This is a genomic window from Micromonospora sp. NPDC005205 (assembly GCF_040608275.1).
GTDB lineage: Bacteria > Actinomycetota > Actinomycetes > Mycobacteriales > Micromonosporaceae > Micromonospora.
Window position 1 is genome coordinate 121,220 of sequence record NZ_JBEXHV010000015.1, and the last position, 26,697, is coordinate 147,916.

General features: G+C 69.7%; 28 protein-coding genes. 16 read left to right on the plus strand and 12 right to left on the minus strand.

Translation table 11 applies throughout. The features are described 5' to 3' along the window. Positions 1-184: 184 nt before the first annotated feature. Together ABZU43_RS24810 and ABZU43_RS24815 are read right to left on the minus strand one after the other, a co-directional pair. Positions 185-991 (minus strand): inositol monophosphatase family protein, encoded by an 807-nt coding sequence (locus tag ABZU43_RS24810; RefSeq protein ID WP_355008864.1) that lies wholly within the window; start codon positions 989-991, stop codon positions 185-187. Then, entirely contained in the window at positions 988-1,935 is a 948-nt protein-coding gene (locus ABZU43_RS24815; RefSeq protein ID WP_355008865.1) for a DUF5919 domain-containing protein, read from the minus strand. The genes ABZU43_RS24810 and ABZU43_RS24815 overlap by 4 nt, the downstream gene beginning before the upstream one ends. A 200-nt stretch (positions 1,936-2,135) precedes the next feature. Between ABZU43_RS24815 and ABZU43_RS24820 the strand changes: the two genes are divergently transcribed. Both ABZU43_RS24820 and ABZU43_RS24825 read left to right on the plus strand, forming a co-directional pair. After that, positions 2,136-2,396 (plus strand): hypothetical protein, encoded by a 261-nt coding sequence (locus ABZU43_RS24820; protein WP_355008866.1) that lies wholly within the window; start codon positions 2,136-2,138, stop codon positions 2,394-2,396. After that, a complete protein-coding gene (locus ABZU43_RS24825; protein WP_355008867.1) occupies positions 2,393-2,647 on the plus strand; it encodes a hypothetical protein in 255 nt (84 codons plus the stop codon). The genes ABZU43_RS24820 and ABZU43_RS24825 overlap by 4 nt, the downstream gene beginning before the upstream one ends. A gap of 61 nt (positions 2,648-2,708) precedes the next feature. Here the strand turns inward: ABZU43_RS24825 and ABZU43_RS24830 are convergent, their stop codons facing one another. The 4 genes from ABZU43_RS24830 to ABZU43_RS24845 all read right to left on the minus strand — a co-directional run bounded on the left by ABZU43_RS24830 (position 2,709) and on the right by ABZU43_RS24845 (position 7,757). Then, positions 2,709-5,504, minus strand: coding sequence for a TIM-barrel domain-containing protein (locus tag ABZU43_RS24830; protein ID WP_355008868.1), 2,796 nt, complete (start codon positions 5,502-5,504; stop codon positions 2,709-2,711). Between the two features lie 171 nt (positions 5,505-5,675). Next, entirely contained in the window at positions 5,676-6,047 is a 372-nt protein-coding gene (locus tag ABZU43_RS24835; protein ID WP_355008869.1) for a hypothetical protein, read from the minus strand. Between the two features lie 134 nt (positions 6,048-6,181). Then, positions 6,182-7,099 carry an expansin EXLX1 family cellulose-binding protein gene (locus ABZU43_RS24840; protein WP_355008870.1) on the minus strand — a complete coding sequence of 306 codons (918 nt, stop codon included), beginning with the start codon at positions 7,097-7,099 and terminating at the stop codon, positions 6,182-6,184. Positions 7,100-7,154: 55 nt separating this feature from the next. Next, a complete protein-coding gene (locus tag ABZU43_RS24845) occupies positions 7,155-7,757 on the minus strand; it encodes a TetR/AcrR family transcriptional regulator (protein ID WP_355008871.1) in 603 nt (200 codons plus the stop codon). 118 nt (positions 7,758-7,875) lie between these two features. On the opposite strand from ABZU43_RS24845, the gene ABZU43_RS24850 reads away from it, so the two are divergent. Beyond that, entirely contained in the window at positions 7,876-8,709 is an 834-nt protein-coding gene (locus tag ABZU43_RS24850) for an SDR family oxidoreductase (RefSeq protein ID WP_355008872.1), read from the plus strand. An 89-nt stretch (positions 8,710-8,798) separates the two neighbouring features. On the opposite strand, the gene ABZU43_RS24855 is transcribed toward ABZU43_RS24850, so the two are convergent. After that, positions 8,799-9,440, minus strand: coding sequence for a TetR/AcrR family transcriptional regulator (locus ABZU43_RS24855; protein WP_355008873.1), 642 nt, complete (start codon positions 9,438-9,440; stop codon positions 8,799-8,801). A 143-nt stretch (positions 9,441-9,583) separates the two neighbouring features. On the opposite strand from ABZU43_RS24855, the gene ABZU43_RS24860 reads away from it, so the two are divergent. The 3 genes from ABZU43_RS24860 to ABZU43_RS24870 all read left to right on the plus strand — a co-directional run bounded on the left by ABZU43_RS24860 (position 9,584) and on the right by ABZU43_RS24870 (position 12,771). Beyond that, entirely contained in the window at positions 9,584-10,363 is a 780-nt protein-coding gene (locus ABZU43_RS24860) for an SDR family oxidoreductase (protein ID WP_355008874.1), read from the plus strand. Between the two features lie 239 nt (positions 10,364-10,602). After that, the gene (locus ABZU43_RS24865) at positions 10,603-11,829 is read left to right on the plus strand and encodes an epoxide hydrolase family protein (RefSeq protein WP_355008875.1); all 1,227 of its coding nucleotides are present in this window, start codon (positions 10,603-10,605) and stop codon (positions 11,827-11,829) included. Next, positions 11,830-12,771 carry a redoxin family protein gene (locus tag ABZU43_RS24870; protein ID WP_355008876.1) on the plus strand — a complete coding sequence of 314 codons (942 nt, stop codon included), beginning with the start codon at positions 11,830-11,832 and terminating at the stop codon, positions 12,769-12,771. It abuts the gene before it with no gap. Here the strand turns inward: ABZU43_RS24870 and ABZU43_RS24875 are convergent. Then, on the minus strand, positions 12,758-13,642 hold the full coding sequence (locus ABZU43_RS24875) for a transglutaminase domain-containing protein (protein WP_355008877.1): 885 nt from the start codon (positions 13,640-13,642) through the stop codon (positions 12,758-12,760). The two genes, ABZU43_RS24870 and ABZU43_RS24875, sit on opposite strands and share 14 nt — an antisense overlap. Before the next feature lie 66 nt (positions 13,643-13,708). Here ABZU43_RS24875 and ABZU43_RS24880 point away from each other — a divergent pair, with 66 nt between their 5' ends. Beyond that, a complete protein-coding gene (locus ABZU43_RS24880; protein ID WP_355008878.1) occupies positions 13,709-14,299 on the plus strand; it encodes a GNAT family N-acetyltransferase in 591 nt (196 codons plus the stop codon). 40 nt (positions 14,300-14,339) lie between these two features. Here ABZU43_RS24880 and ABZU43_RS24885 read toward each other — a convergent pair whose 3' ends face one another. Continuing rightward, positions 14,340-14,930, minus strand: a complete 591-nt coding sequence (locus tag ABZU43_RS24885) for a GrpB family protein (protein WP_355008879.1) — start codon at positions 14,928-14,930, stop codon at positions 14,340-14,342. 140 nt (positions 14,931-15,070) lie between these two features. On the opposite strand from ABZU43_RS24885, the gene ABZU43_RS24890 reads away from it, so the two are divergent. From ABZU43_RS24890 to ABZU43_RS24900, 3 genes are read left to right on the plus strand one after another with little or no spacing between them, the layout of a single operon-like run. Then, complete coding sequence (locus ABZU43_RS24890) at positions 15,071-15,943, plus strand: AraC family transcriptional regulator (RefSeq protein ID WP_355008880.1); 873 nt, start codon at positions 15,071-15,073, stop codon at positions 15,941-15,943. A gap of 20 nt (positions 15,944-15,963) precedes the next feature. Continuing rightward, complete coding sequence (locus ABZU43_RS24895) at positions 15,964-16,296, plus strand: helix-turn-helix transcriptional regulator (RefSeq protein ID WP_355008881.1); 333 nt, start codon at positions 15,964-15,966, stop codon at positions 16,294-16,296. Beyond that, a complete protein-coding gene (locus ABZU43_RS24900; RefSeq protein ID WP_355008882.1) occupies positions 16,290-17,252 on the plus strand; it encodes a hypothetical protein in 963 nt (320 codons plus the stop codon). Before ABZU43_RS24895 ends, ABZU43_RS24900 begins: the two co-directional genes overlap by 7 nt. A 3-nt stretch (positions 17,253-17,255) precedes the next feature. Here ABZU43_RS24900 and ABZU43_RS24905 read toward each other — a convergent pair whose 3' ends face one another. Continuing rightward, the gene (locus tag ABZU43_RS24905) at positions 17,256-17,753 is read right to left on the minus strand and encodes an NUDIX domain-containing protein (RefSeq protein WP_355008883.1); all 498 of its coding nucleotides are present in this window, start codon (positions 17,751-17,753) and stop codon (positions 17,256-17,258) included. Between the two features lie 174 nt (positions 17,754-17,927). Here ABZU43_RS24905 and ABZU43_RS24910 point away from each other — a divergent pair, with 174 nt between their 5' ends. The 4 genes from ABZU43_RS24910 (at position 17,928) to npdG (ending at position 21,404) form a co-directional block, all read left to right on the plus strand. Then, positions 17,928-18,131 (plus strand): hypothetical protein, encoded by a 204-nt coding sequence (locus ABZU43_RS24910; RefSeq protein WP_091409533.1) that lies wholly within the window; start codon positions 17,928-17,930, stop codon positions 18,129-18,131. A gap of 82 nt (positions 18,132-18,213) precedes the next feature. After that, positions 18,214-19,047: a histone gene (locus ABZU43_RS24915; protein WP_355008884.1), complete on the plus strand. Its 834-nt coding sequence runs from the start codon at positions 18,214-18,216 to the stop codon at positions 19,045-19,047. 80 nt (positions 19,048-19,127) lie between these two features. Further along, positions 19,128-20,558 carry an RNB domain-containing ribonuclease gene (locus tag ABZU43_RS24920; protein WP_355008885.1) on the plus strand — a complete coding sequence of 477 codons (1,431 nt, stop codon included), beginning with the start codon at positions 19,128-19,130 and terminating at the stop codon, positions 20,556-20,558. Between the two features lie 147 nt (positions 20,559-20,705). Beyond that, on the plus strand, positions 20,706-21,404 hold the full coding sequence (npdG, locus tag ABZU43_RS24925; RefSeq protein WP_091409546.1) for an NADPH-dependent F420 reductase: 699 nt from the start codon (positions 20,706-20,708) through the stop codon (positions 21,402-21,404). Positions 21,405-21,466: 62 nt separating this feature from the next. Here the strand turns inward: npdG and panB are convergent, their stop codons facing one another. Both panB and ABZU43_RS24935 read right to left on the minus strand, forming a co-directional pair. Continuing rightward, entirely contained in the window at positions 21,467-22,312 is an 846-nt protein-coding gene (gene panB, locus ABZU43_RS24930; RefSeq protein ID WP_124855798.1) for a 3-methyl-2-oxobutanoate hydroxymethyltransferase, read from the minus strand. Positions 22,313-22,521: 209 nt separating this feature from the next. Continuing rightward, positions 22,522-24,279 (minus strand): NAD+ synthase, encoded by a 1,758-nt coding sequence (locus ABZU43_RS24935; protein WP_355008886.1) that lies wholly within the window; start codon positions 24,277-24,279, stop codon positions 22,522-22,524. 302 nt (positions 24,280-24,581) lie between these two features. Between ABZU43_RS24935 and glnA the strand changes: the two genes are divergently transcribed. Both glnA and ABZU43_RS24945 read left to right on the plus strand, forming a co-directional pair. Then, the gene (gene glnA / locus ABZU43_RS24940) at positions 24,582-25,931 is read left to right on the plus strand and encodes a type I glutamate--ammonia ligase (RefSeq protein ID WP_355008887.1); all 1,350 of its coding nucleotides are present in this window, start codon (positions 24,582-24,584) and stop codon (positions 25,929-25,931) included. An 89-nt stretch (positions 25,932-26,020) separates the two neighbouring features. Then, positions 26,021-26,446 (plus strand): DUF350 domain-containing protein, encoded by a 426-nt coding sequence (locus ABZU43_RS24945; protein ID WP_355008888.1) that lies wholly within the window; start codon positions 26,021-26,023, stop codon positions 26,444-26,446. The last annotated feature ends 251 nt before the right edge of the window (positions 26,447-26,697 follow it).

The following is a 26,697-nucleotide window of genomic DNA, read 5'->3' on the forward strand; positions in this document are numbered from 1 at the left end:
GTTCATAATCCGGCGTACAGGTTGACTCGTCCGTCGCCCACCGGCCTTGATCGGGGCTGCGAGCTTTCCCTGCGGGATCGCTCGGTAGCGGTTGGCCGAGGAGCGGTTTTGATCAGCTGCAACGGCCTCGGCGTGGCGATCGGGTCGGCTTTCGATCTCCCCATTCCGGCTGCTCACGAACGCATCAGTGAGCTTGCGGGGAAGAGAGAGCTTGCTGGACGAGCGCGAGGAGGAGCGGAAGAACCCGATCGTTTCCACCGACCGTCGCAGTCGAGTCTGCGCTGTGTTGCGATCCGTCGACGTCGATCAACTGGACGCCGGACTCCTTTGCGATCACGACGCCCGCACCCGTGTCCCAAGGCTTGTTGTTCAGCATGACGAAAGCATCGATCTTGCCATGGGCGAGCCATGCCAGGTCGATTGCGGCCGATCCGTGCATGCGTATTCGTTGAACATTCCGCACTAGTTGATGCGTGATAGCAAGGCGCTGGACATTTTTGGCTACCGCATCAGTTCCTACAGCGTAGTCTCCAATAGCGACGACGGAATCTTGCAAATCTTCTGTCTGACTGCAATGGATGCGCTCTCCGTTGGCGAAAGCACCGCACCCTTGAGCGGCTTGATAACGAGTGCCCAGGAATGGTAGATCAATTATGCCTAGGACTGACCTTCTCTTGTGGATAAGGCCGAGAGAAATGGCGCACAGGGGTGAGCCGTGTACGAAATTGACGGTGCCGTCTACCGGATCCAATGCCCACATGAGTTCCGTGGAATCACCGCTCAGGCCGTGCTCCTCGCCGAGGAAGCCGATGTCGGGTGCCCTGGCAGCCAGGAGTTCGCGGACCTGTTGTTCGATGGCGTAGTCCACCTCGGACGCCATGTCGCGGTCACCCTTGCTGGTAAGAGTGCCAGGTCGGAGAGTGCGCATGAGGTGATGCGCCAGGTCGACAGCCTCGTTTGCCAGGGGCAGAAGGTGCGCAAAGTTGCTCATACGTCGCGGCTGCGTTCCCACAGCGAGGTGAACATCCCGTCGAACACCGTGTAGAGGCCGGGAGTGATAGCGGTGCGCTCGACGACCATCGTCGGGGAGTCAACTCCGCGTATCTGCGGTAGGTAATGCTGGACAACGCAGAGCCGGTCGTCAATCAGGAGCACGTTGACGCGGATGGTTTCGTCGTACACGCGGATGGCCAGGCGTTCGCGGGCGTCGGCCGGGAGCCGATCGCGGATGCGCCCGGCGAGATTCTGGATGTTGAGCTCGGTGAGCGCGCTGAGGTGGCCGTCTGGATAGCCGTCCTCATGCTCCTGCCTCCTAATTGCGTCGCCAGCAGGGTCAAGAAACAGGCAGCGGAGGTGGGTGCCGGCAGCCAGGAGTTTGAGGAGTTGGTTGTCGGCATACTGCTGGCAGAGGATGTTGAGCGACAGGCCGGCGGCCCGGATGTCCATAGCGTCGTCGAAGAGGACGTGTGGTGGCATCTTCGCGGTGAACTCCGACCGGCTCAAGTAGATCGCGGTGACGTCGGAGTACCAATCTCGGGCATCTTCGTCAACCGGCCGGCAGCGGTCGGCGCATCCTGCCTGGGCGGACATTACCCGTGTGCGGGTGCCGCCGTCGCCGCCAGGACGGGGCGTGGTCTGGGATGGGTGTTCACCAAGAAGCAGTGTCATCCGCGCGTGACCGGGCATGGCAAGGCCGGTGCAGATGCGGGTTAGTACGTCGATGCTGCTGACCCGACGGGTACCGCTGATGATCTCGCTGACCTGAGCCTGACTGAGGCCCGTGGCACCGCCGAGGTGGGTTTGGCTGGCGCGGGTTGCGCGTTGGACCAGGCGAAAGACGCGTGCAATGTCGCGGGCGGCCAAAGCGTCGATCATGTCCGTGGTGTCCCAGAGTGAGGGAGGCACGGTGAACGCTGTGGCTGCCCTGACGCTCATTCGTGTGGCTCCTTCCCAAACCTGGGTGGTGGTCAGCTTATCCGGTCGTCATATAACCGGAACTGATCGACATCCAACGTGGATGAAAGTTATCCGCTCGGTTACTACCCGCTGTGATGGACTGGCGCTTGCTGCGCCTGACAGGTTCGGGGCATGTCAGGAGAGGGATCAGCTAAGCGGACCATCTGGCGGGGGTCGCGGTGATCGGGACGATGAAGGCCGGCGATGTCATCCACCTGACCACCGCGGCGAGCGTGCAGTTTCTGCGCCCGATCTTCGTACGTGTCATCCGCGAGTTGCCCGAGCGGCACACGTACCACGGTTGGGTCTGGATTGAGGGTTACCAGCTGAACGCGGCGGGCGACGCGGTCGCGCACCGCGAGTTGTACGTGCGGCGCGCAGGCGTGCGGATGCAGGCCCTGCCGGCCAGACGCCCGCGCCGCCCGGTGCGGGTCGGATGATCCCGCACCTGCCGATGCGCCCGGCGTGGCTGTGCCGCAACTGCGCCGCGCCCTGGCCGTGTGGCCCGGCTCAGCTCGCCCTCGCGACCGAGTTCTACGGTCATTCGATCGCGCTGGCGTTCTACCTGGCGGCGTCGATGCAGGAGGCGACCGACGACATGTACGGCCTGGGGCTGCGCCCGGACCTACCCACGCTGCACGCCAGGTTCCTCGGCTGGTTGTCGCGGGCCCGTCGGTCCCACCGACGTTGAACCAGAGGACGCCGGCCGGGTGGGTTGCCCCCACCCGGCCGGCGTTCGGATCCCTGAAACGTCAGTGCTTCTTGAACACCGGCATGGTGTCCAGCGTGGTGGTGATGTTCTGCGTGGTGCCGCCCCGGTACGTCCTCCCGGTGAAGATGTCCGTCCAGTTGTCGCCCGGCGGGAACCACACCGACGTGGTGGCGGTGGTGCCGGGCGTCGTCACGGGTGCCACCAGGTAGTCCGGCCCGTAGAGGTACTGGGACCCGGCGGTGGCGTACGCGGCCTGCTCGTTCGGGTACGCGAGGTACATCGAGCGGACGATGGGCGTACCCGTGCGGGTGGCCTCCTTGGCGGCGGCGTAGGTGTACGGCTGCAGTTCCTTGCGCAGGTTGAGGAACTTCTTGGCCGACTTGTTGGCCTCCGGGCCGTACTGCCAGGGCAGCCGGTCGCTGTGGTTGGAGTGCAGCCGGTCGATGGGCTGGAACGTGCCGAACTGGACCCACCGGGCGTAGAGGTCGTCGGGCAGCTTGGTGCTGCCTGGTTCGGTGCCCGGCTCCTGGAGGCCGCCGGTGTGCCCGCCGATGTCGTGGCTGACCGCGGCGAGCCCGGTCGCGGCCGACTCGCCCGGCGTGTAGCCGACCTCCATCTGGAGGGTCGACCAGTCGGAGGTGGTGTCGCCGGTGAAGTGCAGGGTGGTGCGCTTGTCGGCCCACGGGCCGGTCGACACGGGGGTCGGGCTGCTGTAGCCGCCGGCCTGCAACGAGCCGTACGCCCGGGAGAAGGCGAAGCCGGTCTTGTCGGCGTACTGCTGGTTGATCCACGCGTCACCGGTCACGCCGGCGAGCGACGACGTCGTGTTGTCGCAGCACCAGTCCAGCCACCACAGGTCCGGGCCCTTGCTGCCCTTCGGGATCATCCCGTCGTGCAGCTGCATGTATGCAGTGAGCTGGTCCGGGTCGCCGAAGTCGAACGTGTAGCAGTCGGGGCCGCCGTTGCAGCCGACGCGCTGGAGCTTGCCCTTCGCGGTGGCCTGCGCCTGCGCGAACTTCGGGTCCGAGCCGAGGATGCTGGGATGGATGTTGATGCCGGTGTGCAGGCCCTGCTTCCTGGCCCAGTCGAAGAACGCCTTCGGGTCGGGGATCCGGGTGGGGTCGATGCTCCAGCCGTTCCACTTGTCCGGCGCCTTGACGTCCGTGTCGAGAACAAGAACATCAAGGGGTACGCCTTCGGCCTTCGCCCGGGCCACCAGCTCCTGGAACTCGGTGGCGGTGCGGTCGTAGTACTCGGAGTACCACACCCCGTACGCCCACTTCGGCAGCAGCTTCGTGGGCCCGGTCAGGGTCGACAGGTCCTTCAGGCCACGGGTGAAGTCCTGCCCGTACGCGAAGACGTAGCCGTCCTGCTCGGGCGCGGGCCGGGGCTTGGTGGTGCTCAGGGCCGAGGCTGAGTCGTCGAGCAGATACCAGCCGTCCTGGTACAGCAGGCCCGGGGCGGTGAGCGCGGAGCCGGTCACGCCGTCCAGGCCCCGGCGGTAGCCGCCGAGCGGTGCGTGCGGGGCGAGCAGTGGGAAGCCCTTGCCCGTGACGGCGACCGTGTCGACGTTGACGTTGCAGCTGGCGTCCGTGGGGCAGCCCAGCGTCACGGTGTTGGTGCCCCGGTCGAGGTGGACCGGCACGGAAACGGTGTTCCAGTAGTCCCACCCGCTGGTCGGCGGAAGGGTCGCCGTGACCGGAGCGGCCGTTCCCGCGGTGACCGACATGGTGCGTGTCTGGCTCGGCTGGGCACCGGCCTGACCGTTGGCGTAGCGGATCTGCACCTGGTAGTCACCGGCGGACGGAACAGCCGTGACGGTGAGCGCGTCGGCGGAGGTGGTGCTCTCCAGGCCGGCCAGGAATCCCGTACCGGATGCGCCGTTGTGGTCGTTCGCGGGCCTCGCGCCGCCGGTCAGCGCGCCGGTCTCAGCCTCTCCCAGCGTGCCGAACCGCAGGGGCTGCGGCTGGGGCGGGGTCGGTGCCGGGAACGGATCACCCGGGTTGACCACCGCGAGGCTGTCGACGTTCACGTTGCCGGAGTCGTTGGGACCCCGCACGACGCTGATCTCGTGCCGGCCCGCGGTGAGGTCGACCGGCACGGTGGCCAGGCCCCAGGTGTCCCAGTTGGCGGTGGGCGGCAGCGTCAGCGTGTGGCCGGCGTCGCCGTCGACCCGAACAGTCAGGGCGCGGTCCACGTTCTGGCCGTCGCCGCCGGTGCTGTTGGCATAGCGGACGGTGAGCTGCTTCGTGCCGGCCGCCGGGGCGTCGAGCGCGAAGGTGATCGAGTCGCCGGCCGCGGCGAAGCCGGCAGCGAAGCCACGCCCGGTGTACCCCTTGTGGTCGGTGGCCACGCCGGGGCCGTTGAGCTGTAGCGATTCGGCCTCGCAGAGCGCGCCGAACGCGCAGGCCGGGGCGGTGTGGCCGGCCCACGGCTGGCCCTGCACGGTCTGCTTGCCGGCCTTGAGCTGCACGGTGAGGTTGTCGGCGGTGAACGCGCCCGAGCCGACCCGGTACCGCACCGTCATCGCGCCGGTGTCGATGGTGAGCCAACCGTGGTCGACGCGCTTCGTGAACCGCGTCCGGGGGAAATCATCGCGCCCGACGGCGTTGAAGGTGGCGGCGTCGGTGAACCTGCCGTCCTTCTGGTACTCGGTGCGGATCAGCGTCGGGGACAGCACCTCGAAACGTGCGTCACCCGAGCGTACGGCGTCGTCCTGGGCCCGGTGGCGGCTCGCCTGCGCCGGCGCGGACGGGGCGAGCGCCAGCCCCGTGATGAGGATTCCGGCTGCGGCGGCTGCTGTCGCGCGGCGACGGTGTGAGTTCCGATAGAGCAAGATGCGCTCCTCGTCTCATATGGAGGAAATGAGTCGATGACAACGCTGTCACTCGCTCGAAACGCATGTCAACGGGCCTCGGAGGGTGTCCCTTCTCTCTTTCGTCACCTGCCGTACTCATCCGGCAGGCGTCCGCTGCGCACTGTGACGTGGATTCGCGCGACCACCAGTTCAGGCGTACGGAGTCCAGGGCTCGGGCTGTGCGGCGTCCCAGCCCAGCTTCTCGAGTGCCCGCAGGACCGCGCCGACGCGGGGGGTCCAGAAGAGCAGGACCTGGTCGCGCTCCTCGACCTCGAAGGCGACGGCGGTCGCCGGCAGCGGGAACCGCCGGTGAAACGGATGGTGCGCCACCGCGGCGACGTAGAAATGCTCCAGGGTGTCCGACCCGGTACGCGACGTGAAGGTCACCGTGCTGTGGTCGGCGTGCAACCGCACCGTCGGCCAGACCATTCGTTGGACAGCCCTGAGCGTGTCGCCCCGGGTGAGGTCGAGGCGGTCAACGTAGGTGAGCCCGCCGCGCGTATCGAAGGTTTCCGAGATCATCGCTGGATGGTACGGAGGGCATGAGGGTCGGGGCCCGGCGGTGGCAGCTACCAGATGTGCGCGCGTTCGTCGATGAACCGGGTCGGTTCGCCGAGGAAGGTGTCGGCCGGAACCGCGCCATGGGCCAGGGCTGGTCAGCAGCGGGGGCGGTCGAGGGGCGCGGCACCGGCGAGGGCTTCGACTGTCGTCGTGGGTGCGACCGATTCCGTTGAAGTCGGTGAGGGCGTAGCGCTGGGGGTCGGCGGGGCCGACGGTGAGTTGCTGGGTGTGGGGGAGGCGCTGGCGAGGGTGGCCGTGCTGCGTTGCACCTGCTTGGTGACCAGGCGGATGCCGGTGGCGGTCGCCTGGCGTCCGTACACGTCGGTGACTTTGATGCTGTACGGCCCGGGGCCGATCCCGCCCTCGATGGCCCAGTGGTTGTCGCTCTGCCGGGCGGCCTTGCGGAAGCCGCCACCCGGCCCTTTCGCCTCGACCGAGCGCAGTGGGTTGCCGTGGTTGCCGACCTGCACCGCGAACCAGTGTTTCGAGGCACCGCCCTTGATCCGGAAGGTGAGCCCTCCGTCGAGCGGTGGGTTCACCACCGCCCGGTACGTCACGGGCGCGATGCCCTGAGAACGGTCCGCGATCTTGCTGAACGCCTCGGTGGACAGGTCGATCTTGCTGGGTCCGCAGCCGCCGCACTGGTCCATCACCATCACCCGGACCGTGCCCTTCGGGCCGCTCACCTCCAGGTAACTGCCGCAGGCCGCCGATCCGGAGTACTGGGATGCGCCGAGGGCCACGTAGAGGCGGTCCGCCGGCGGGCCGGGGAAGGAGCAGTTGCCGCCCGAGCGGCCCGCGTCGTAGAAGCTGGCCTTTCCCTTGTGGACGGCGTTGCCCGTCGGTGGCGCGGCGCAGGCCGGGGTGGCGCCTCCGCGCACGGCGAGGGTGATGCCCAGGACGGCGGCCAGGGCGGTGACACCGGCGCCGGCCAACCAGTGCCGGACCCGCCGACTCAACCGGGGTGTGCTGGCCGGGGTGTGGTTGTCGGGGGCCGCGCCTGGTGCCGTCACGGCGCCTGATGTTGCCGCACCCCGCTGTGGCAGCGCAAAGCCGTCCCACCGATCGTCACTCGCTGGATCGGCGGGGGCGCAGTCCGTTGAGGGCGGTGGTGACGACGAGGTCGGCGTACTCGGCGGTGAGCGGCCCGCTGCGCTGCTGCCAGCGACTGAACAGCGGACCCCAGATCAGGTCCACCGCCACGTCGAGGTCGATGTCGTCGGCGATCTGGCCGGCCTGCTGGGCGCTGCGCAGGCGTTGCCGTTTGGCCTCCTTCAGCGGCCCGTCCAACCGTTCGGCGTACGCCGCGGCTAGCTCGGGGTCGAGCGCGATCTCGGTGGCCAGCGCGCGCATCGGTTGCTCGTACCGGGGATCGTTCATCTCCTCGACCGTGGCGCGCAGCACCACTGTCAGGTCCGCCGCCAGGTCGCCGGTGTCCGGCAGCGTCGGCGGCCCACCCTCGGTGGCCTCGCTGAGCATGAGGAAGGCGTCGAAGATGACAGCGCCCTTCGACGGCCACCAGCGGTAGATGGTCTGTTTGCCGACGCCGGCCCGCGCGGCGATGCCCTCGATGCTGAGCTTCGCGTACCCCGTCTCCTGGAGCAGGTCGAAGGCCGCGGTGAGGATGGCGCGGCGGGAGGTCTCCCGCCGCCGGGCCGTGTTGGGCGTCATGGGCCGAACGATATCAGTTCGCGAGACGAACCGTCTCGTCTTGACGGCGGTGTTGTCGCGCGCCTAACCTCGGTCCATCGCGAGACGGACCGTCTCGTCTTGAAATGAGGAGAAGCGCATGCGTACCTGGTTCATCACCGGTGCCAGCCGCGGCCTGGGCCGCGCCTTCGCCGACGCCGCACTCGACCGGGGTGATCGGGTGGTCGCCGCCGCCCGGACCATCGCCCAGGCCGACTTCGACGAGAAGTACGCCGACCGGCTGCTGGCCCTGACCCTCGACGTGACCGACCGGGCGGCGGTCATCGCCGCCGTGGACACCGCCGTCGAGCACTTCGGCCGGCTCGACATCGTCGTCAACAACGCCGGCACCCTGTCCATGGGCATGATCGAGGAGTTCACCGAGGCCGAGGCGCGCGCCCAGTTCGAGGTCAACTTCTTCGGCGCGCTCTGGGTCGGTCAGGCCGTGCTGCCGCACCTGCGCGCCCAGCGGGCCGGCCACATCGTGCAGGTCTCCAGCATCGCGGCGCTCGGCGGCTTCCCGAGCACCGGCCTCTACAGCGCGAGCAAGTTCGCGCTGGAGGGCATGAGCGAGGCGCTGGCGATGGAGGCGGCGGCCTTCGACATCACCGTCAGCATCGTGCAGCCGGGCGGCTACTGGACCGACCTCTACACGAGTCTGAGCGCCACCATCCCGATGGACGCCTACGCGCCACTGCGCGCCGAACTGGAGCGCCAGTGGGCGGAAGGCTCGATCGACAGCGAACCCCGGCTGGCCGCCGAGGCGCTGCTGCGACTGGTCGACAGCGACGACCCGCCGCTGCGGCTCCTGCTCGGCAGCATGGTGTACGACCTGGCGTTCGACATCTCCCGTCGGCGGATGGACACCTGGGCGGGTTGGGAGCAGGTCAGCCGAGCCGCCGAACACGCGGTCGCTGCCCCTGGACGCCCGTGACCGGCCCGCAAATGTCCTTGTTGCCGACGGCCTCGATTGCGTTAGGCATCAGCTTTGTGGCTGCGGGGACTGTGTCGCGGTCAGCGGGATCAGTTGGTGGACGCCTCTGGTCCAGTCGTGGCGTACCGGGCGGCGATGGTGCGGACGGCCTCGTCGACTACCTGAGCGACGCGTTCAGCGCTCACCTCCCAGCCCGGCACCAGGAGTGTCGGCCAGAAGACGTAGTTGGAGATCATGCCCAGGAACTGGGTGGCTGCGAGGTCCACGTCCTCGACCCGCACCGTTCCCGCCTCGTGTTCAGTGAGGAGGTAGCTGCGTACGGACTCGAAGTAGGGCAACTTCCCGTGCGAGAACTGCGCCTGGGCCAGCTCGGGGAACCGAGGCAGCTCGGCGATGACGATTCGGAACAAATCGGTCATCTGGGGCTGGCTCAACAGCTTGGCGTAGCGGCGACCGATGGTGCTGAGCCCGTCAACGACGTTGCCTGCTGGCGGCGGGTCCTCTTCGTCAGCTGTTGCCCAGGACTCGGTGACGATGGCGTCGAACAGGGCCGCTTTGCTCGGGAACTGCTTGAACAAGGTGGCCCGCGAAACGCCCGAGCGCTCCGCGATCTGCGCCAGCGACGTCCGGTCGTAGCCCAGCTCGAGGAACAGCGCGGTCGCGGCCGTCACGATCAGCGCGCGCTTCTCCTGGGCGACGCGCTGGTGATACGTCGTCACGACCCTGCTCATGAACCGAGCATACGAGGTGAGTGGCTTGACTCGCCATTGCCACCGACCTAGTGTCAGGGCAGTGGTGAGTCGACCGACTCACCACAGGCCGCCGCCATCGCTGGTGATCCCGGTCATTCACCCAGGTACCGAAGGAACATCTGATGCCTCGCTTCGACAACCAGACCGTGCTCGTGACCGGTGGGACCGGCGGCCAGGGCTCCAGCCACGTGCGCGCTTTCCACGCGGAGGGAGCGAACGTGGTGATCGGCGGCATCGACGCGGAACGTGGCGCCGCTCTCGTCGACGAGCTCGGGACCCGCGCTCGCTTCGCCCGCCTTGACGTCACCGACGAGAGCTCGTGGTCCGCCGCTGTGCTGGCCGCCGAGAGCGCCTTCGGCGCCCTGAACGTGCTCGTCAACAACGCGGGCGTCCAAAATCCGCCGGCAACGATCGAAAACACGGAGCAGGCCACGTGGTCGCGCATCCTCGACATCAACCTCACAGGGACCTTCCTCGGCATCAAGGCCGCCGCCCCCGCGCTACGCCGCGCAGCAGGGGGAGCCATCGTCAACATCGCCTCGACGATGGGCCTGGGCGGTACGGCTCACTACGCGCCGTACGTCGCCAGCAAGTGGGCTGTGCGAGGTCTCACCCAAACGGCAGCGCTCGAGCTCGGCCGCGACCGCATCCGGGTGAACACCATCCACCCCGGCGTGATATCGACCGCCTTCATCCACGAACCGGCAGCTGGCGCAGTCGCGGCAATCGCCGACTTCTACTCACCCGAGCCGTTCGCCATCCCCCGGCTCGGGGAGCCGACCGACGTCAGCCGTCTTCTCCTGTTCCTCACGTCATCGGACGCGTCGTTCATCACGGGGTCGGAGTATGTCATCGACGGTGGGCTCCTCCTCGGCCCCGCCCTCCAGGCCGAGACCGCATGAGCACTCCAGACATGACCGGGTCGAACGACTCAGCACGGGACGCGTCTCTATCCCACCTGCCCGACCGAATCCGACGACTGAGCAAGTGTCAACTTCGCCGACCATCGCGGTCGGCCAACACTAGGCTCCGAGATATGGCGGCGGCGTGCCCAGTCCCAATTGGCACATAAGTCCGGGCAGAGCCTTCACCCCATGATTTCTCCTCGCGAGGCGCAAACCTAGACGGAGAGGAAACACGCATGGCTGTCAAAACCAAGACCCGTCCGGGCACCACGGAGATTCGACCGTTCTCGGTCGACATTCCTCAGGCCGACCTTGATGACCTGAAGAGGCGCATCAAGGCCACCCGCTGGCCGGACAAGGAAACGGTGGACGACCAGTCGCAGGGCGTGCCACTCGCGACCATTCAGGCCGTCGCCCGCTATTGGGAGAAAGAGTACGACTGGCGCACTGTCGAGGCGCGGCTGAACGCCGTACCGCAGTTCATGACCACCATCGACGGGGTGGACATCCACTTCATCCACGTGCGCTCGAAGCACGAGGACGCGATGCCGCTCATCGTCACCCACGGGTGGCCGGGCTCGGTGATCGAGCAGATGAAGATCATTGAGCCGCTCACCGACCCGACCAAGCACGGCGCGAGCGCGTCGGACGCCTTCCACCTGGTGATTCCGTCGCTGCCCGGCCACGGCTTCTCCGGCAAGCCGACCGAGTCGGGATGGAACCCGCAGAAGATCGCGACCGCCTGGACGGAGCTGATGAAGCGGCTCGGCTACAACCGGTTCGTCGCGCAGGGCGGTGACTGGGGTGCGGTCATCGTCGACCAGATGGGCCTCCAGGCGCCTCCGGAACTGCTCGGCATCCACACCAACATGCCCGGTGCGATCCCCACCGAGATCGACCTGCTGTTCCAGGGCGACACCACCGGTGCGAACAACGCCATGGGCTCGCTGCCATCGGGGCTGTCCGACGACGAGATGCGTGCCGCCGAGGAAGCCAACTTCGTCTGGAAACACGTCGCCTACGCCCTCATGATGGCGACACGTCCGCAGACGCTGACCGCGCTGGCGGATTCTCCGGTCGGCCTGGCGTCCTTCCTGCTCGACCACGACGCGAAGAGTCTGGCCCTGATCTCGCAAGTGTTCGACGGGGCCACAGCGGGCCTGACCCGCGACGACATCCTGGACAACATCTCGCTCTACTGGTTGACGAACACCGCGGTCTCCGCGTCCCGTCTGTACGCGGAGAACAAACTCTCGTTCTTCGCCGCCAAGGGCGTGAAGGTTCCGGTCGCCGTGAGCGTCTTCCCGGACGAGCTGTACGAGGCGCCACAGAGTTGGGCCGAGCAGGCGTACTCCAACCTCATCTACTACAACAAGCTCGACGTGGGCGGGCACTTCGCAGCCTGGGAACAGCCGAAGATCTTCTCCGAAGAGCTTCGCACCGCCTTCCGGTCGCTGCGCTAGATGGCCGTGCACCTGCCCCCGCTCAACGGGGCGGCCGAGTGGCTCAACTCCGAGCCACTCGGCCCCGCCGACCTGGGCGGACGCGTCGTCCTGGTCAACTTCTGGACGCTGACCTGCATCAACTGGCTGCGCCAGGAGCCGTACGTGCGTGCCTGGTCGCAGGCATACCGCGATGACGGGCTGGTGGTCATCGGGGTGCACACCCCGGAGTTCGGCTTCGAGCACGAGGTCGACCAGGTGCGGCGGGCGGTGGCGGCCCGATCGATCGACTACCCGGTGGCGGTCGACAACGACTACGCGATCTGGAGCGCCTTCGACAACCACTACTGGCCGGCGCTCTACTTCGTCGACACCGACGGCGTCATCCGCGACGAGCACTTCGGCGAGGGACGCTACGAGCAGTCCGAGCGGGTGCTCCAGCAACTGCTCGGTATCGAGCGCGAACCCGTACCCGTCAACGGGCTCGGCCCGGAGGCGGAGGCCGACTGGAACAACCTGCGGACGCCCGAGACGTACCTCGGTTTCGGTCGCGGCGAACACTTCGCGTCGCCGAACGACCCGGCGCTCGACGACCGTCGCGCCTACCAGGTGCCGGAGAGCCTCGGCCTGAACCAGTGGGCCCTTGCAGGAGAGTGGACGATCGGGTCGGAGAACGTCGTGCTGGACCAGGCCGGCGGCGGCATCGCCTTCCGGTTCCACGCCCGCGACGCGCATCTCGTGCTGGCCCCCGGGGCGGGAGGGCCGATGCCGTTCCGCGTGCTGCTCGACGGCGACGCTCCCGGCCCGTCACACGGCGTCGACGTCGACTCCGACGGCAACGGCTTACTCCAGGACGGCCGGCTCTACCAGCTCGTCCGCCAGAACGGCGCGGTCGGGGAGCGGACCCTGGAGATCACGTTCGGCGAGCCCGGCGTGGAGGCGTACGCCTTCACCTTCGGCTGACGCGCAGATCGACAGTGCTGACGGTGCCGGAGACCGGCGAGATGCTGTGCACCTGCGGGCCGGGGCGGAGTCGGGCATCGCTGGCGTACCGGTCGGCGAGGGCCTTCTCCGCGGTCTCGTCGCCGTCGTCGGCGGCGAGCAACAACGCGGCGATCTCGTCCACGAGCGTGAGGTCGGCGGTGGCGATGTCCTCGGTCATCGCGCCGAAGCCGTCCCAGAGCAGCAGCTCGTCCTTCTGCCGGTGGGCCAGCTCGATCAGAACGTAGTCGTGGACGAACCAGTCGCCTCGGATCGGCAGCTCCGGGCTGACGCCGTAGCGCTCGGGGTCGATCGTCCCGGCCCGGTACGCCGACCACACCCGCGCCGCCGAGTCGAAGAGCCCCGCCTTCGGGTCGATGTCGTACCCGTCGAACCCCCAGTCGCCGGCTGGGTCGAGCTCCGGGTCGGCCCAGACCCACCGGTCGCCGTTCCAGTACTCCACCAGCACGTGGTCGTGGTGCCAGTCGGGCGCGAAGTACGAGGCGAAACCGACGCGGCTGCGGCTGGGAATGCCGTGCTGACGCAGCACCGCGACCGAGAGCAGCGTGTGGTCCCGACAGCAGCCTGCCACGCGGTCGACGGCCGGACGCTCCGCCGCGAGGGGCACTGGAAAGCGGGACTGGTCAGTGTCGAGGATGCGGTCCACCCAGCGGCAGTTCACCTCGTCGAGGCGTTCGTCGGGCAACTCGACGCCACCGGCCCGGTAGTGGACGATCACGTTGCGGGCGGTCGCCGCCACGGTGGGGAAGTCGCTCGCCACGGCGTCGAGGAGCCCGCCGTGCCGACCCGGGTCGCTGTACGCGGAGTGTTTCCGGTAGTCATCGAGGTCCATGCGGCCAGTCTCCGGCCCGCCACCGTGTCAGGGTCAAGGCGCTTTTCCCGACTAGTGTCAACTGCCGTGACGACGCCCGAGATCACCATCGCCACGCCCGCCGACCGCGCCAGAGTTGTGGACACACTCGTCGCAGCGTTCGTCAAGGATCCGATCCTGCGGTGGCTGTTCCCCGACGAGGAGACCTATCCCCGGTACTGCGCCGCCTTCTTCGGGCACCTCTTCGACAAGCGGGTGCACCAGAAGTCGATCTGGACGATCGACGGGGGTGCGGCGGTCGCCCTCTGGGACCCGCCGACCGGGCAGTCGGCCGCGGTGCCGGCCGCTGCGCACGCGGTACCGGAGGTCTCTCCGTACCCGGCCGACGTGCTGGCCCGCGTGCAGGGCTACGACGACATCGTGCACGACGCCCTGCCGGCGTTCCCGTTCTGGTACCTCGGTGTCCTGGGCACCCACCCGGACAACGCCGGACGCGGTTGGGGTCGTGCCGTGATGCGGGCCGGGCTGGACCGCGCCGCCGCCGACGGCCTGCCGGCGATCCTGGAGACCAGCAACCCGGTCAACGTCGAGTTGTACCGCCGGGCCGGCTGGGAGGTGATGAGCTTCCTGCCGGAGCCCGTACCCACCTGGCTCATGATGCAGCAGCCGCCGCGCTGATCAGACTGATCTGCGCGCGGCCGTCGGCGACGTGAGGTCATCAGGCGGCGAAGATGCGCGCGTAGATCTCGTCGATGACGTCGTTCTTCGCGAGGCTGTAGTCGCGGGGCCGGTGCGCGGTGTCCCGCGCGAGGCGGCGCTTGGTCGCGGCGTACCGCTCCCGGTCGTCCGGATGCGAGCGCAGCCAGTCGCGGAAAAGTTGGTGCCGGACCGGTTCCGGAGCACCCTGCGGCCAGACGTGCAGGTTGACGTCCTCGGCGGGGCTGAGCAGCATCCGGTGCCCGTGCCACCAGGGTTCCCGAAGGACGAGCCGGTACCCGAGCCGTTCCAGGGTGGGGAGGTAGGTGGCCTCCTCGGCGGTGTCCTCGATGACGAGGTCGACATCGATGACGGGCTTGGCCGCGAGCCCCGGCACCGCCGTCGATCCGACGTGTTCCACAGCGATGACCAGAGCGCCGAGCGCCTCGGTGAGCGACGACCGGACGTTGACGAACCGCTGCGCCCAGGACGGGTCGTACTCCTCGATGACGACGGACTCCCACGTCCGCGGCGGCTCGCCCACCAGGCCGGCGTCGACCTGCTCGGGGGTGCCGTGGAAGCGCTGCACGACGTCCTGCGGATACTCGGCCACGTCGACCTCCTCGGGAAGCAAAGTCCGCCAGGCTACGACACGGCGGTCGCTGGCCGCACCCGACCGATGCGGGCATCGGATGTCGGGTGGGCGACCGACCCTGCGACCTAACGTCGGTGCTCGAAGGGAAGGAGGCCCGGGTGCTGGATCGGCTCAACGAGGCCATGACGTACATCGAGCGTCACCTCGACCGGAAGATCGAGGTGGCGGAGCTGGCGCGGATCGCGCTGACGTCGGAGTACCACTTCCGGCGGCTGTTCTCCGCGCTGGCCGGAATGCCGCTGTCGGAGTACATCCGTCGGCGTCGGCTCACCGTCGCCGGTGCGGACGTGCTGGCGGGGGAGCGGACGTTGCTCGACGTCGCTGTGCACTACGGCTACGGCTCGGCGGAGGCGTTCGCCCGGGCGTTCCACGCCGTGCACGGCGTGGGGCCAGGAGAAGCTCGGCGTACGCGGGCAGCGCTGCGTGCCCAGCCCCGGATGTCCTTCCGACTCACAGTCGAAGGGAGCGGCAGCATGGAGTACCGGATCGTCGACAAGGACGCGTTCGCGCTGGTGGGGCGCAAGGCCCGGGTCCCGCTGGTGCACGAGGGGATGAACCCGGCGATCGTCGCGTTCATCAGGAGCATCGACAAGGAGACGACCGAGCGGATCGAGGCGCTCTCCGATCAGGAACCGAAGGGGATCGTCAACGTCAGCGACAACCTCGCCGACAGTCGGCAGGAGGGCACCGAGCTCGACTACTGGCACGGGGTGGTGACCGGCACCGAGCCGCCGGAGGACATGGACGCGCTGCCGGTGCAGGCGGGGTCGTGGGCGGTGTTCACCACCTCCGGCGCGTTTCCGCAGGCAGTGCAGTTCCTGTGGCGTGACGTGTTCACCCAGTGGTTTCCGTCCAACCCGTACCGCAGCCGACCTGGACCGGAGATCTCCCGGGTCCGGGTGTCGGCGGACGGAACCCAGGCGGACGCCGAGCTGTGGATTCCCGTCGAACGGGTACCCACCCCTATGTAGAGTTCCGATACAGTGGTCGGATGCGGATGACCATTCCGGTCGCGAAGGTGCTCGCGGCGCTGCTCGCCGAACCCGACGAGCAGCGCTACGGGCTCGACCTGATGCGATTGACCGGCCTGCCCAGCGGCACCCTCTACCCGGTGCTGCACCGGTTGCAGGGGGCCGGCTGGCTGGCCGCCGACTGGGAGGCGATCGATCCCGTCGCGGCCGGGCGGCCGGCCCGCCGCTACTACCGACTGACCGCCGTCGGGGTGACGCAGGCCCGCCAGGCGCTCGCCGACCTGCGGGCCGCTATCCCCGACGGCCGTCGCTCGTGGGGCGGCACCGAGCCCACCGGAGCACCGGCGTGGTGACCCGCCGGGCCGCCGAACTGCTGTTGGAGTTGGCCGCGCGCCGCTGGCCGGCCGAGGTTCGCGACGACCTGCGCCGCGAGTGGGCCGCCGAGCTGCACGTGCTGGCCGAGAGCGGTCACCGGACGAGAATGCTGGGCTTCGCGGTGAGCCTGGCCGTCAGTCGGACCGGTGCCCCGATCGTCGACCGCTCAGTGATGCGCGGTCGGGCCGGCCGCACCGTCGCCGCACTACTGCTGTCCCCGATCGTCTGCGTCGGGATCGTGCTCGCCAGTGCCTTCGCCCTCATGCCGATCGAGCGGATGGTGACCCAGGACTGGTCCGAGCGGATGCAGAAGCCGATCTGGACGGCACTCACCATCGGGTTGGCGGTGCTGCTGGCGGTGTTCGCCGCGCGCTGGGCCCGACACACCGCACTCGACAGCCCGCTACGCATCGCGCTCGGCGTGGTGCTTCCCATCGGCGCGGTCGGTGTCGTGTTCCTCGCTGCCATCTCCCCGGACGACCCGGTCACCTTCGTACCCGGGCTGCTGCTCTGGTTGGCCGGCCTGGCGCTGGCCCTCTGGGCCGCGGCGAGCCTCGCCTCCCGCAACCGCCTCCGTGTGGCCTGGTGGGTGGGCATCCTCGGCGCACTCGCCGCCGCCGACCTCGCGGTGATTCTCGCCGTCGTCGACGTCATCGCGGCGGGCCGTCGCGCCGGCCCCGTCAGCAGTCCGACGCCACTGGGCGGCGTCGACTGGATCTCCGCACCGCTGTGGCTCCTCGCCACCTGGACGGAATGGAACATCAGACTGCCCAGACCCGCCATCTCGTGGGAGATCTTCCACATCGTCATCAACGAGGTGCGGGCGGAACCCATGCTCTACCTGGCCTGCACGCCGTACGCGCTCGCGTACACCATCCGGGCGGCCCGGTCGGCCCCCGCCGAGCCGGTCGCCCTCGCGCCGACCCCGGTGTGAACCTCAGTCGGGTACGTCGTCCCACGTCGTACCCGGCTCCAGGTAACCGGCCACCTGCTTCTCGCGCAACGCGTACGCGATGACCAGCAGGGCGTGCTTGTCCAGCTCGGGCAGCTGGTCCAACGGGAACCACCGCACGGCCAACGACTCGTCGTCGTTGACCCGGGCGGTGCCGCCGATCGCCCGGCACAGGAACCCCATGTTCAGGTATTCACAGCGGTCCCCGTTCGGGTACGTGTGCGGGTGCGACACGGCGCTGGACATCCGCACCGGCGCCACCTCCACGCCCGTCTCCTCGCGCACCTCGCGGACCAGCGCGGTGGCCGGCTGCTCGCCCGGCTCGACGAAACCGCTGATCACCGACCACCGCCCGTCGTCGGCGCGCTGACCGAGCAGCAGCTCACCGGCGTCGTTGCGGACCACCGCGCTGACGCTCGGCAGCCAGAGCAGGTCGTGGCCGACGTGTTTGCGCAACCCCAGGATGTAGTCCGGTATCGCCATCCCGCGATCATAGAGGTGCCCACAGCAGGGCTCACCTGCGCATCTTCTGGTGTTCCAGTCCCACGCGTTTCGCCATTTCGGCCCGACGAACGCAATGCATATCTACTGTGGAGATCGTCGGCGACTTGTGCGATCCGGTGGCGGCCGGCCGGTTCGCGGTGCACAGTGATTCCCATGAGCGACAGCGGACGTGGTGGGCAGTTCTACTGGTGCACCCGGCATCACCGGGTCGAGACGGACTCCAACGTGTGTCCGGCGAAGCACGTTCTCGGCCCGTACGACTCGGCGGCCGACGCGGAGAACGCCCTGCAACGAGTGCAGGAGCGGAACGAGGCGTGGGATGCCGAGGACGCTCGTTGGGCCGGGGACGACAGATAGGCGGCGCGGGACGGCTCGCGCCGAGGTTTTCGTGCTCCGCGAGGACGCACGCGAGAGCACGTCCCCCAAGGAGGGAACCACGATGGCCGAAGCACAGCAGGCCACCAAGCGCCCAGCCGCCCGACGCACCACCGCGAAGAAGACCGCCGCGGCGGAGCGGAACACCGCGGCGAGCCGGACCACCCCCGTGCGCAAGTCCACCACGGCTGCCGCGAAGGCATCGGCCCGCAAGGCCGCCGGCGGGGCGGGCCGCGCCCCGGCCAGGAAGACCACCACGGCGGCTACGAAGGCCCCCGCGAAGAAGACCACGACCAAGACCACAGCAGCGGCCAAGAAGGCCCCCGCGAAGGCCTCGACCACCACCCGCAAGACGACCGCCGCCGCCAAGCGGGCCCCGGCGTCCACCGCGCGCAAGACGACCACCGCCGCGAAGAAGACCACAGGCACGGCGAAGAAGACGGCGAGCGCGGCGAAGAAGACCACCGCCAGCGCGGCGAAGAAGACCACCACCGCCGCGAAGGCCTCGGCGCGCAAGACCACCACCGCGGCGAAGGCACCGGCGCGCAAGACCACCAGCGCGGCGAAGGCCCCGGCGCGGAAGGTGGCGACCACGGCGTCCGCCGCCAAGAAGACAGCGACGAAGAAGACGGCGGCGGCGAAGAAGACCGCGTCGACCCGCCCCAGCGGCGGGGCCCGCAAGGCTCCGGCCAAGAAGGCCCCGGCCGCGAAGGTGTCGGGTACCTCGTCGACCACCGCCCGTAAGGCGGCGGCGAAGAAGGCACCGGCGAAGAAGACCGTCGCGGCCAAGGCACCGGCCCGCAAGGTGACAGCCCGCAAGTCGCCGGCCCGCCCGGTCGCCGCCCGAGCCACCGCCCCCAGGGGGGCCCGCAGCGCCGCCCGCAAGGCGACCGGCTGAGCGCGGAGCATCCCCACAGCGTGCGGATTTCCGGCCGGTCACCGGAAGCGGATCACCCGTGGCGCTGTCAGGATTGACCCGTGGTCATCCGACGCGTACTCGCGCCCCGCATCGACTTCGGCGCGTTGCGCCGCGAGCTCGGCCTGCCCGAGGAGTTCCCGGCCGACGCCCAGCGTGAAGCCGACGAGGCGGCTGCGGCACCGCCGCAGCCGCCCGTCGACCGCACCGACATACCGTTCGTCACTGTCGACCCCGCCACCTCGCGGGACCTGGACCAGGCGATGCACCTCGCCCGCCGCCCCGGTGGCGGCTACCGGGTGCGGTACGCGATCGCCGACGTCGCCGCGCACGTCACCCCGGGCGGGGCGTTGGAGGCGGAAACCTGGCGGCGGGGGCAGACCATCTACCTGCCCGACGGCAACGTGCCGCTGCACCCACGCACCCTCAGCGAGGGTGCGGCCAGCCTGCTGCCCGACGACGACCGGGCGGCGGTGCTCTGGACCATCGACCTGGACGCCGACGGCGGCACCGTTGCCGTCGAGCTGGAACGCGCCCTGGTCCGCAGCCGCGCCAAACTCGACTACACAGGGGTGCAGGCGGCAGCCGAGGCCGGGCGGCTACCCGACCCGATCGCGCTGCTGCCGGAGATCGGCGACCGGCTGACCGCCCGTGGGTTGAGCCGGGGCGCCATCAACCTGCCGCTGCCCGAGCAGGACCTGGAACCCGACGGTGAGGGCTGGCGGCTGGTGCTGCGCGCGCCGGTGCCGATGGAAGAGCACAACGCGCAGATCTCCCTGCTGACCGGAATGGCTGCCGCCGACATCATGCTGGCCGGCCGGGTGGGTCTGCTGCGGACGATGCCGGCGCCCAAGCCGGAAGCGGTGCAGCGGCTCCGGGCCGCCGCCGCGCCGCTGGGCGTGCACTGGCCGGACGACGTGGGCCCGGGTCCGGTCATCGCCGGACTGGACGCCGCCCAGCCGCGCGCCGCCGCGTTCATCGACCAGGCGGCCGAGCTGATGCGCGGTGCCGCGTACACCGCCTTCGACGGGGAGCTGCCGGAGCATCCGGAGCACGGTGGCGTGGCCGCCGCGTACGCCCACGTGACGGCACCGTTGCGGCGGCTGGCCGACCGGTACGCCACCGAGGTCTGCCTGGCTCTGCACGCCGGCCAGGCGGTGCCCGACTGGGCCCGCGCCGCGTTGCCCCGGCTGCCCGAGGTCATGGCGAGCACCGACCGGGTCGCCTCGGCGGCGGCTCGCGGCGCCGTCGAGTTGGCCGAGGCGGCGGTGCTGGAGCACCGGGTGGGCGAGACCTTCGACGCGGCCGTCCTCGACGTCGACGCCCCGCCCAACGGCAAGTCCCGGCCCCGACCGCCCGGTGGCACCGTCGCACTGGACGCCCCGCCGGTCCGCGCCCGCTGCCTCGGCCAACTGCCGCTCGGCGAACGGGTCCGGGTCCGTCTGGTCACCGCCGACCCGGCGGCCCGTACCGTCCTGTTCGAGCTGGCCTGAGCGGGCCGCCGTCGCGGGCCCGATCCTCCCCGTGGGAGGGGTCGCCCGCCGTGGCCCGGTCCTCGGCGGCGCTGTCGCTCGCGGCAGCGGGGATTCTCACAGCGCTCGGCGCTGCTGACGGGCCGGGCGGTTTGCGAGGATGAGGCCATGGCATACGACGCGAGCACGCTGCCCGACGTGTCCGGGCTGACGGTCGGCATCATCGGCGGCACCGGCGACCAGGGGCGGGGCCTCGCCTACCGGTTCGCGCGGGCCGGCCAGACGGTGCTGATCGGATCCCGGTCGGCTGAGCGGGCCGCCGAGTCCGCTGCCGAGATCGCCGCCCTGCCCGGGGTGCCGGCCGGCGGCAGCGTCACCGGCGCGGCCAACGACGAGGTGGCCCGACGCAGCGACGTGGTGATCATCGCGGTGCCGTGGGACGGGCACGCCGCCACCGTCGCCGCCCTCGCCGAGCCGCTCGCCGGCCGGATCGTCGTCGACTGCGTCAACCCGCTCGGCTTCGACAAGCAGGGCCCGTACGCGCTGACCGTCGCCGAGGGCAGCGCCGTGCAGCAGGCCGCCGCGCTGCTGCCCGACTCGCGGGTCTGCGCCGCGTTCAACCACGTCAGCGCTCCGCTGCTGGCCGACCCCGAGGTCGACCGGATCGACCTGGACGTGCTGATCTGCACCGAGGACCGTGAGCTGGTCGACATCGTCGGCGCGCTCGCCGCCCGGATCCCCGGCATGCGGGGCATCTACGCCGGGCGGCTGCGCAACGCCCACCAGATCGAGGCGTTCACCGCCAACCTGATCGCGATCAACAAGCGCTACAAGGCGCACGCCGGCATCCGCGTCACCGACCTCTGACCCCGAGCGGCGTGATCCGCCCCGGTTCCACGGAACCGGAGCGGATCACGCCGTGCCCGGTCCTAGAACGTGTGCTCGGCGGCGGGGAACTCGCCGCCGCGGACCTCGTCGGCGAAACGGCGGGTGGCGTCGGTGAGAGCACCGGCCAGATCCGCGTACCGCTTCACGAAGCGCGGCGCCTTGCCCGTCCGCAGCCCGGCCATGTCCTGCCAGACCAGCACCTGCGCGTCGGTGTCCGGGCCCGCGCCGATGCCCACGGTGGGGATCGGCAGCTCGTGGGTGATCCGCTTGGCCACCTCGCCGGGCACCATCTCCAGCACCACAGCGAACGCGCCCGCCTCCGCCACCGCCCGCGCGTCGGCCAGCACCTCGTCGGCGGCGTCGCCGCGACCCTGCACGCGGTAGCCACCCAGGGTGTGCTCGCTCTGCGGGGTGAAACCGATGTGCGCCATCACCGGGATGCCGGCACCGACGATCGCGGCGATCTGCGCGGCGTTGCGGCGGCCACCCTCCAACTTCACCGCGTGACAGCCACCCTCCTTCATGAACCGGACGGCCGTGCGCAGCGCCTGGGCCGGACCCTCCTCGTACGAGCCGAACGGCAGGTCACCGACGACCAGCGCCTGCCGGGTCGCCCGCACCACGGCCCGGACCAGCGGCAGCAGCTCGTCGGCGGTGATCGGCAGGGTGGTCTCGTAGCCGAACACGTTGTTCGCGGCCGAGTCGCCGACCAGCAGCACCGGAACACCGGCCTGGTCGAAGATCGACGCCGTGTACTGGTCGTACGAGGTGAGCATCGGCCAGCGCTCGCCGCGCTCCTTGGCGGCCATCAGGTCGCGGGTGCGGACCCGTCGGGTGGCCGGGCCGCCGTACAACGCGGTCACCTCGTGCGGAGTGGACTCCACCATCTCTGTCTCCCTTCCTCGAGGCCGCCTGCGCGGTCCCCGGGTTCCGTCGCGATCGTCGCACCGCGAGACGGGCTGACGGCAGGGCCCAGTGCAAGATGTCACTCCACCAGCGCGAGGCCGCCCCAGCTGGCCACCCGGGACCGCCCCGCGCGTCCACCGCGCGGCGGCGCCGGGCCGCGCCACCGACCCGGCACCCCAAGGGGTACGGCTCAGCCGTGCTCGCGCCACCGGTTGGTGATCGGCAGACGGCGGTCCCGGCCGAACGCCTTCATGGAGATCTTCGTGCCCGGCGCGGACTGCCGTCGCTTGTACTCGGCGGTATCCACCAGCCGCAGCACCCTGTCCACCACGGCCGGGTCGTGACCCGACTCGATCAGCCCGTCGCGGCCGAGGTCACCGTCGACGTAGCCGATCAGGATCGGGTCCAGGACGTCGTACTCGGGCAGGCTGTCGCTGTCGAGCTGGCCCGGGCTCAGCTCGGCGCTCGGCGGCTTGCCGATCGAGTTCTCCGGGATCGGGGCGGTCTCACCGCGCCGGGCCGCGTCCCGGTTGCGCCACTTCGCGAGCCGCCAGATCAGCGTCTTCCAGACGTCCTTCACCGGGTTGAAGCCACCCACCGAGTCGCCGTACAGGGTGGAGTAGCCGACCGCCAGCTCGCTCTTGTTGCCGGTGGTCAGCACCAGGTGGCCCTCCTGGTTCGACAGCGCCATCAGGATCACGCCACGGACCCGGGCCTGGAGGTTCTCCACTGCCACACCGGACAGCGACAGGTTGGCCAGAAAGCCGTCGACCATCGGCTGGATCGGCTCGACGCGGTAGTCCAGGCCGGTGCGCTTGGCCAGGTCGGCGGCGTCCTCCCGGGAGTGCTCCGAGGAGTGCTGGCTGGGCAGCGACACCCCGACCACCCGGTCCGGCCCGAGCGCGTCGACGGCGAGCGCGGCCACCACCGCCGAGTCGATGCCCCCGGAGAGACCGAGGACCACCGAGGGGAACCGGTTCTTGTTGACGTAGTCGCGCAGACCCAGCACCAGCGCCTGCCACACCTCGGCCTCGTCGGCCACCGGCTCGATCAGCCCGCCGGTGGCGGCCGGGCCGGACGGGGTGGGCGGAATGCCGTCGAGCGTGCTGTGCACGATCCGCATCCCGTCGGCCAGCGTGTCGGCGGGCGGCGGGGTGGCGGCGGCCGGCAGCTCGATGTCGTGCACGAGCAGGTGTTCGACGAACTGCGGTGCCCGGGTGAGCAGCTCACCGTCGGCGGTCACGATCATCGAGTCGCCCTCGAAGACCAGCTCGTCCTGGCCTCCGGTCATGTTGACGTACGCGATGGCGGCGCCCGCCTCGGCGGCCCGGCGGCGGACCAGCGGCAGCCGGATGTCGTCCTTGTTCAGCTCGTACGGCGAGCCGTTGATGTTGACGACCAGGCCGACGCCGGCCCTCCGGGCGGCGGCGAAGGGACCGCCGGCCTGCCACAGGTCCTCGCAGATGGTCAGCGCGACGTCCACGCCGCCGATCCGCACCACTGTCAGCGCGTCACCCGAGACGAAGTACCGGTCCTCGTCGAAGACCCCGTAGTTGGGCAGGTGGTGCTTGAAGTAGCGGGCGGCCACCACGCCCCGGTGCAGCAGCGCGGCGGCGTTGCGGGCGCCCCGGCCCGGCTCGGCGTCCCCGCTGACCTGCGGCGGGCCGTCGGCGTCCAGGTAGCCGACAACGACCGGCAACTCGCCGAGACCGTCGGCGGCCAGGTCGGCGGCCAGCCGCTCCACGGCGGCCCGGGACGCGGCGACGAAGGAACGCCGGAAGACCAGGTCCTCGACCGGGTACCCGGTCAGCATCATCTCCGGGAAGAGCACCAGTTGGGCGCCGGCATCGGCGGCCTGGCGAGTCCAACTGCGGACCAGATCGGCGTTTCCGGCGAGGTCGCCGACGCTCGGGTTGACCTGGGAAAGGGCGAGACGCAGGGTGGGCATGCCTTCATCTTGCCCCAGCCTCGTCGCGACAGTCCGTACCCTCCGACGAGATGGCCGCCACCCGCCGCGACGGGCGTTCGCGAGGCCGCGGCGGCAGGTGCTCGGCCGTCGTGGCGGCCGTCGGTGGTGGTTCGGCCGTCGTGGCGGCAGGGCCGGGCCCCGCGCTCGCCCGGCGGGACACGAGGGGACGGCCGGCGGCTGTTCGCGTAACGTCTGCGTAACCAGGCCCGGGAACACTGGGCGATCAGGTCGGGTGCAGCCCGGCCAAGGCGGACAAAAGAGTGTCGCGAGGGGTTGGGGAAGTGGACCGTCAGCAGGAGTTCGTCCTCCGCACGCTGGAAGAGCGGGACATCCGGTTCGTCCGGCTGTGGTTCACCGACGTTCTGGGCACGCTCAAGAGCGTTTCGGTGGCACCCGCCGAGCTCGAGGCGGCCTTCGAGGAAGGCATCGGCTTCGACGGCTCGGCGATCGAGGGCTTCGCCCGGGTCTTCGAATCGGACATGGTCGCCATGCCCGACCCGACCACCTTCCAGGTCTTCCCCTTCGAAGGCGGGGTCAGCGGCGAGAGCGCCCGGATGTTCTGCGACATCCTGCTGCCCGACGGCGGGCCGTCCTGGGCCGACCCCCGGCACGTGCTGCGCCGCGCGCTGTCCAAGGCGGCCGAGAAGGGCTTCACCTTCTACACCCACCCCGAGATCGAGTTCTTCCTGCTCGAGAACGGGCCGCAGGACGGCACTGTGCCCACCCCGGTCGACACCGGCGGCTACTTCGAGCACACCACCCACGCCGTGGCCCGGGACTTCCGCCGTCAGGGCGTACTCGCGTTGGAACGCATCGGCATCTCGGTGGAGTTCAGCCACCACGAGGTCGCACCCGGCCAGCAGGAGATCGACCTGCGGTACGCCGACGCGCTCACCACCGCCGACAACATCATGACCTTCCGGCACGTGGTCAAGGAGGTCGCGCTCTCCACCGGTGTGCAGGCCAGCTTCATGCCGAAGCCGTTCACCGACCAGCCGGGAAGCGGGATGCACACCCACCTGTCGCTGTTCGAGGGGGAGCGCAACGCCTTCCACGACAGTGGCGACCCGATGAAGCTGTCCAAGGTGGCGAAGTCGTTCATCGCCGGCCTGCTGGTGCACGCCCGGGAGTACACGGCTGTCACCAACCAGTGGGTCAACTCGTACAAGCGGCTCTTCCCGCAGCACCTGCCCGACCGGATCACCGAGAGCCCCGCGTACGTCTGCTGGGGTCACCTCAACCGGTCCGCGCTGGTCCGGGTTCCCGCGTACGGCAAGCCCAACTCGGCCCGGGTCGAGGTCCGCTCGCTGGACTCGGCGACCAACCCGTACCTCGCCTTCGCGGTGCTGCTCGGCGCCGGCCTGAAGGGCATCGAGGAGGGATACGAGCTGCCACCGGGCGCCGAGGACGACGTCTGGTCGCTGACCAGCGCCGAGCGGCGTGCCATGGGCTACGAGGCGCTGCCGGAAAACCTCGCCGAGGCGATCGACGTCATGGCGGAGTCCGAGCTGGTCGCCGAGGTGCTCGGCGAGCACGTCTTCGACTTCTTCCTGCGCAACAAGCGGGCCGAGTGGGAGCAGTACCGCCGTGAGGTCACCCCGTACGAGCGGCAGCGCTACCTGGCCCTGTAGACGCAGGGGCTGACGCCGTTGCGCGCTGCCGCTATCGTCTCGATCACCGCGCCGGTACCCCTCCGGGCGGAGAGTCGGGAGGCAAGTCGGTGCTGGAGGATCTGTTCAGCGGTGCCTGGCAGAGCGTCGTGTTCGGGATCGTTGGCGTCGGCCTCATGGCCGCCGGCTTCGGGCTCGTCGACCTGCTCACCCCGGGCCGGCTGCGAGACCTGATCTGGGTCGAGCGCAACGCCAACGCGGGGTTGCTGCTCGCCGCCAACCAGCTCGGCATCGCCGGGATCGTCTTCACCGCGATCCTGACCAGCTACAGCGACTTCGGCAAGGGGATCGCCTCCACCGTGGTCTTCGGCCTGGTCGGGTTGGCGATCATGGCGCTGGCCTTCGTGGTGCTGGACCTGCTCACCCCCGGCAAGCTCGGCGAGGTCATCTGCTCACCCGAGCCGCACCCGGCTGCCCGGGTCAGCGCCGCCACCCACTTCGGGGCCGCGCTGATCGTCTGCGCCTGCATCGCCTGACGGCCGCTCTCCGCGTCACCCCGCGGGCGGTGCGCCTGCGTTCCGTCGTGCGTGGCTGGTCGTGCGTGGCCGGGGTCGTTGGCAGGCGGCGGGTCGTCCGTGGGTGGGCGTCCGTGGGTGGGCGTGCAGATCTTGGACACTTACCGTCACGACCTGACTATTCAGTCCCATGACATCTGTCAGTGGTGAAGTCCCGATACATGTGTCAGTTGGTAGGGATCTTGGGTCTGCCGGTGGATGGTGCCTGGCAT

What these genes read in the sequence shown, in the direction of transcription:
- npdG (WP_091409546.1), top strand. Translation starts at nt 20,706, where the DNA reads ATGGCATACGACGCGAGCACGCTGCCCGACGTGTCCGGGCTGACGGTC.
- ABZU43_RS24855 (WP_355008873.1), bottom strand. Translation starts at nt 9,440, where the DNA reads ATGAGCAGGGTCGTGACGACGTATCACCAGCGCGTCGCCCAGGAGAAG.
- ABZU43_RS24860 (WP_355008874.1), top strand. Translation starts at nt 9,584, where the DNA reads ATGCCTCGCTTCGACAACCAGACCGTGCTCGTGACCGGTGGGACCGGC.
- ABZU43_RS24935 (WP_355008886.1), bottom strand. Translation starts at nt 24,279, where the DNA reads ATGCCCACCCTGCGTCTCGCCCTTTCCCAGGTCAACCCGAGCGTCGGC.
- ABZU43_RS24845 (WP_355008871.1), bottom strand. Translation starts at nt 7,757, where the DNA reads ATGACGCCCAACACGGCCCGGCGGCGGGAGACCTCCCGCCGCGCCATC.
- ABZU43_RS24910 (WP_091409533.1), top strand. Translation starts at nt 17,928, where the DNA reads ATGAGCGACAGCGGACGTGGTGGGCAGTTCTACTGGTGCACCCGGCAT.
- panB (WP_124855798.1), bottom strand. Translation starts at nt 22,312, where the DNA reads ATGGTGGAGTCCACTCCGCACGAGGTGACCGCGTTGTACGGCGGCCCG.
- ABZU43_RS24895 (WP_355008881.1), top strand. Translation starts at nt 15,964, where the DNA reads ATGCGGATGACCATTCCGGTCGCGAAGGTGCTCGCGGCGCTGCTCGCC.
- ABZU43_RS24850 (WP_355008872.1), top strand. Translation starts at nt 7,876, where the DNA reads ATGCGTACCTGGTTCATCACCGGTGCCAGCCGCGGCCTGGGCCGCGCC.
- ABZU43_RS24915 (WP_355008884.1), top strand. Translation starts at nt 18,214, where the DNA reads ATGGCCGAAGCACAGCAGGCCACCAAGCGCCCAGCCGCCCGACGCACC.
- ABZU43_RS24905 (WP_355008883.1), bottom strand. Translation starts at nt 17,753, where the DNA reads ATGGCGATACCGGACTACATCCTGGGGTTGCGCAAACACGTCGGCCAC.
- ABZU43_RS24825 (WP_355008867.1), top strand. Translation starts at nt 2,393, where the DNA reads ATGATCCCGCACCTGCCGATGCGCCCGGCGTGGCTGTGCCGCAACTGC.
- ABZU43_RS24835 (WP_355008869.1), bottom strand. Translation starts at nt 6,047, where the DNA reads ATGATCTCGGAAACCTTCGATACGCGCGGCGGGCTCACCTACGTTGAC.
- ABZU43_RS24865 (WP_355008875.1), top strand. Translation starts at nt 10,603, where the DNA reads ATGGCTGTCAAAACCAAGACCCGTCCGGGCACCACGGAGATTCGACCG.
- ABZU43_RS24870 (WP_355008876.1), top strand. Translation starts at nt 11,830, where the DNA reads ATGGCCGTGCACCTGCCCCCGCTCAACGGGGCGGCCGAGTGGCTCAAC.
- ABZU43_RS24810 (WP_355008864.1), bottom strand. Translation starts at nt 991, where the DNA reads ATGAGCAACTTTGCGCACCTTCTGCCCCTGGCAAACGAGGCTGTCGAC.
- ABZU43_RS24815 (WP_355008865.1), bottom strand. Translation starts at nt 1,935, where the DNA reads ATGAGCGTCAGGGCAGCCACAGCGTTCACCGTGCCTCCCTCACTCTGG.
- ABZU43_RS24875 (WP_355008877.1), bottom strand. Translation starts at nt 13,642, where the DNA reads ATGGACCTCGATGACTACCGGAAACACTCCGCGTACAGCGACCCGGGT.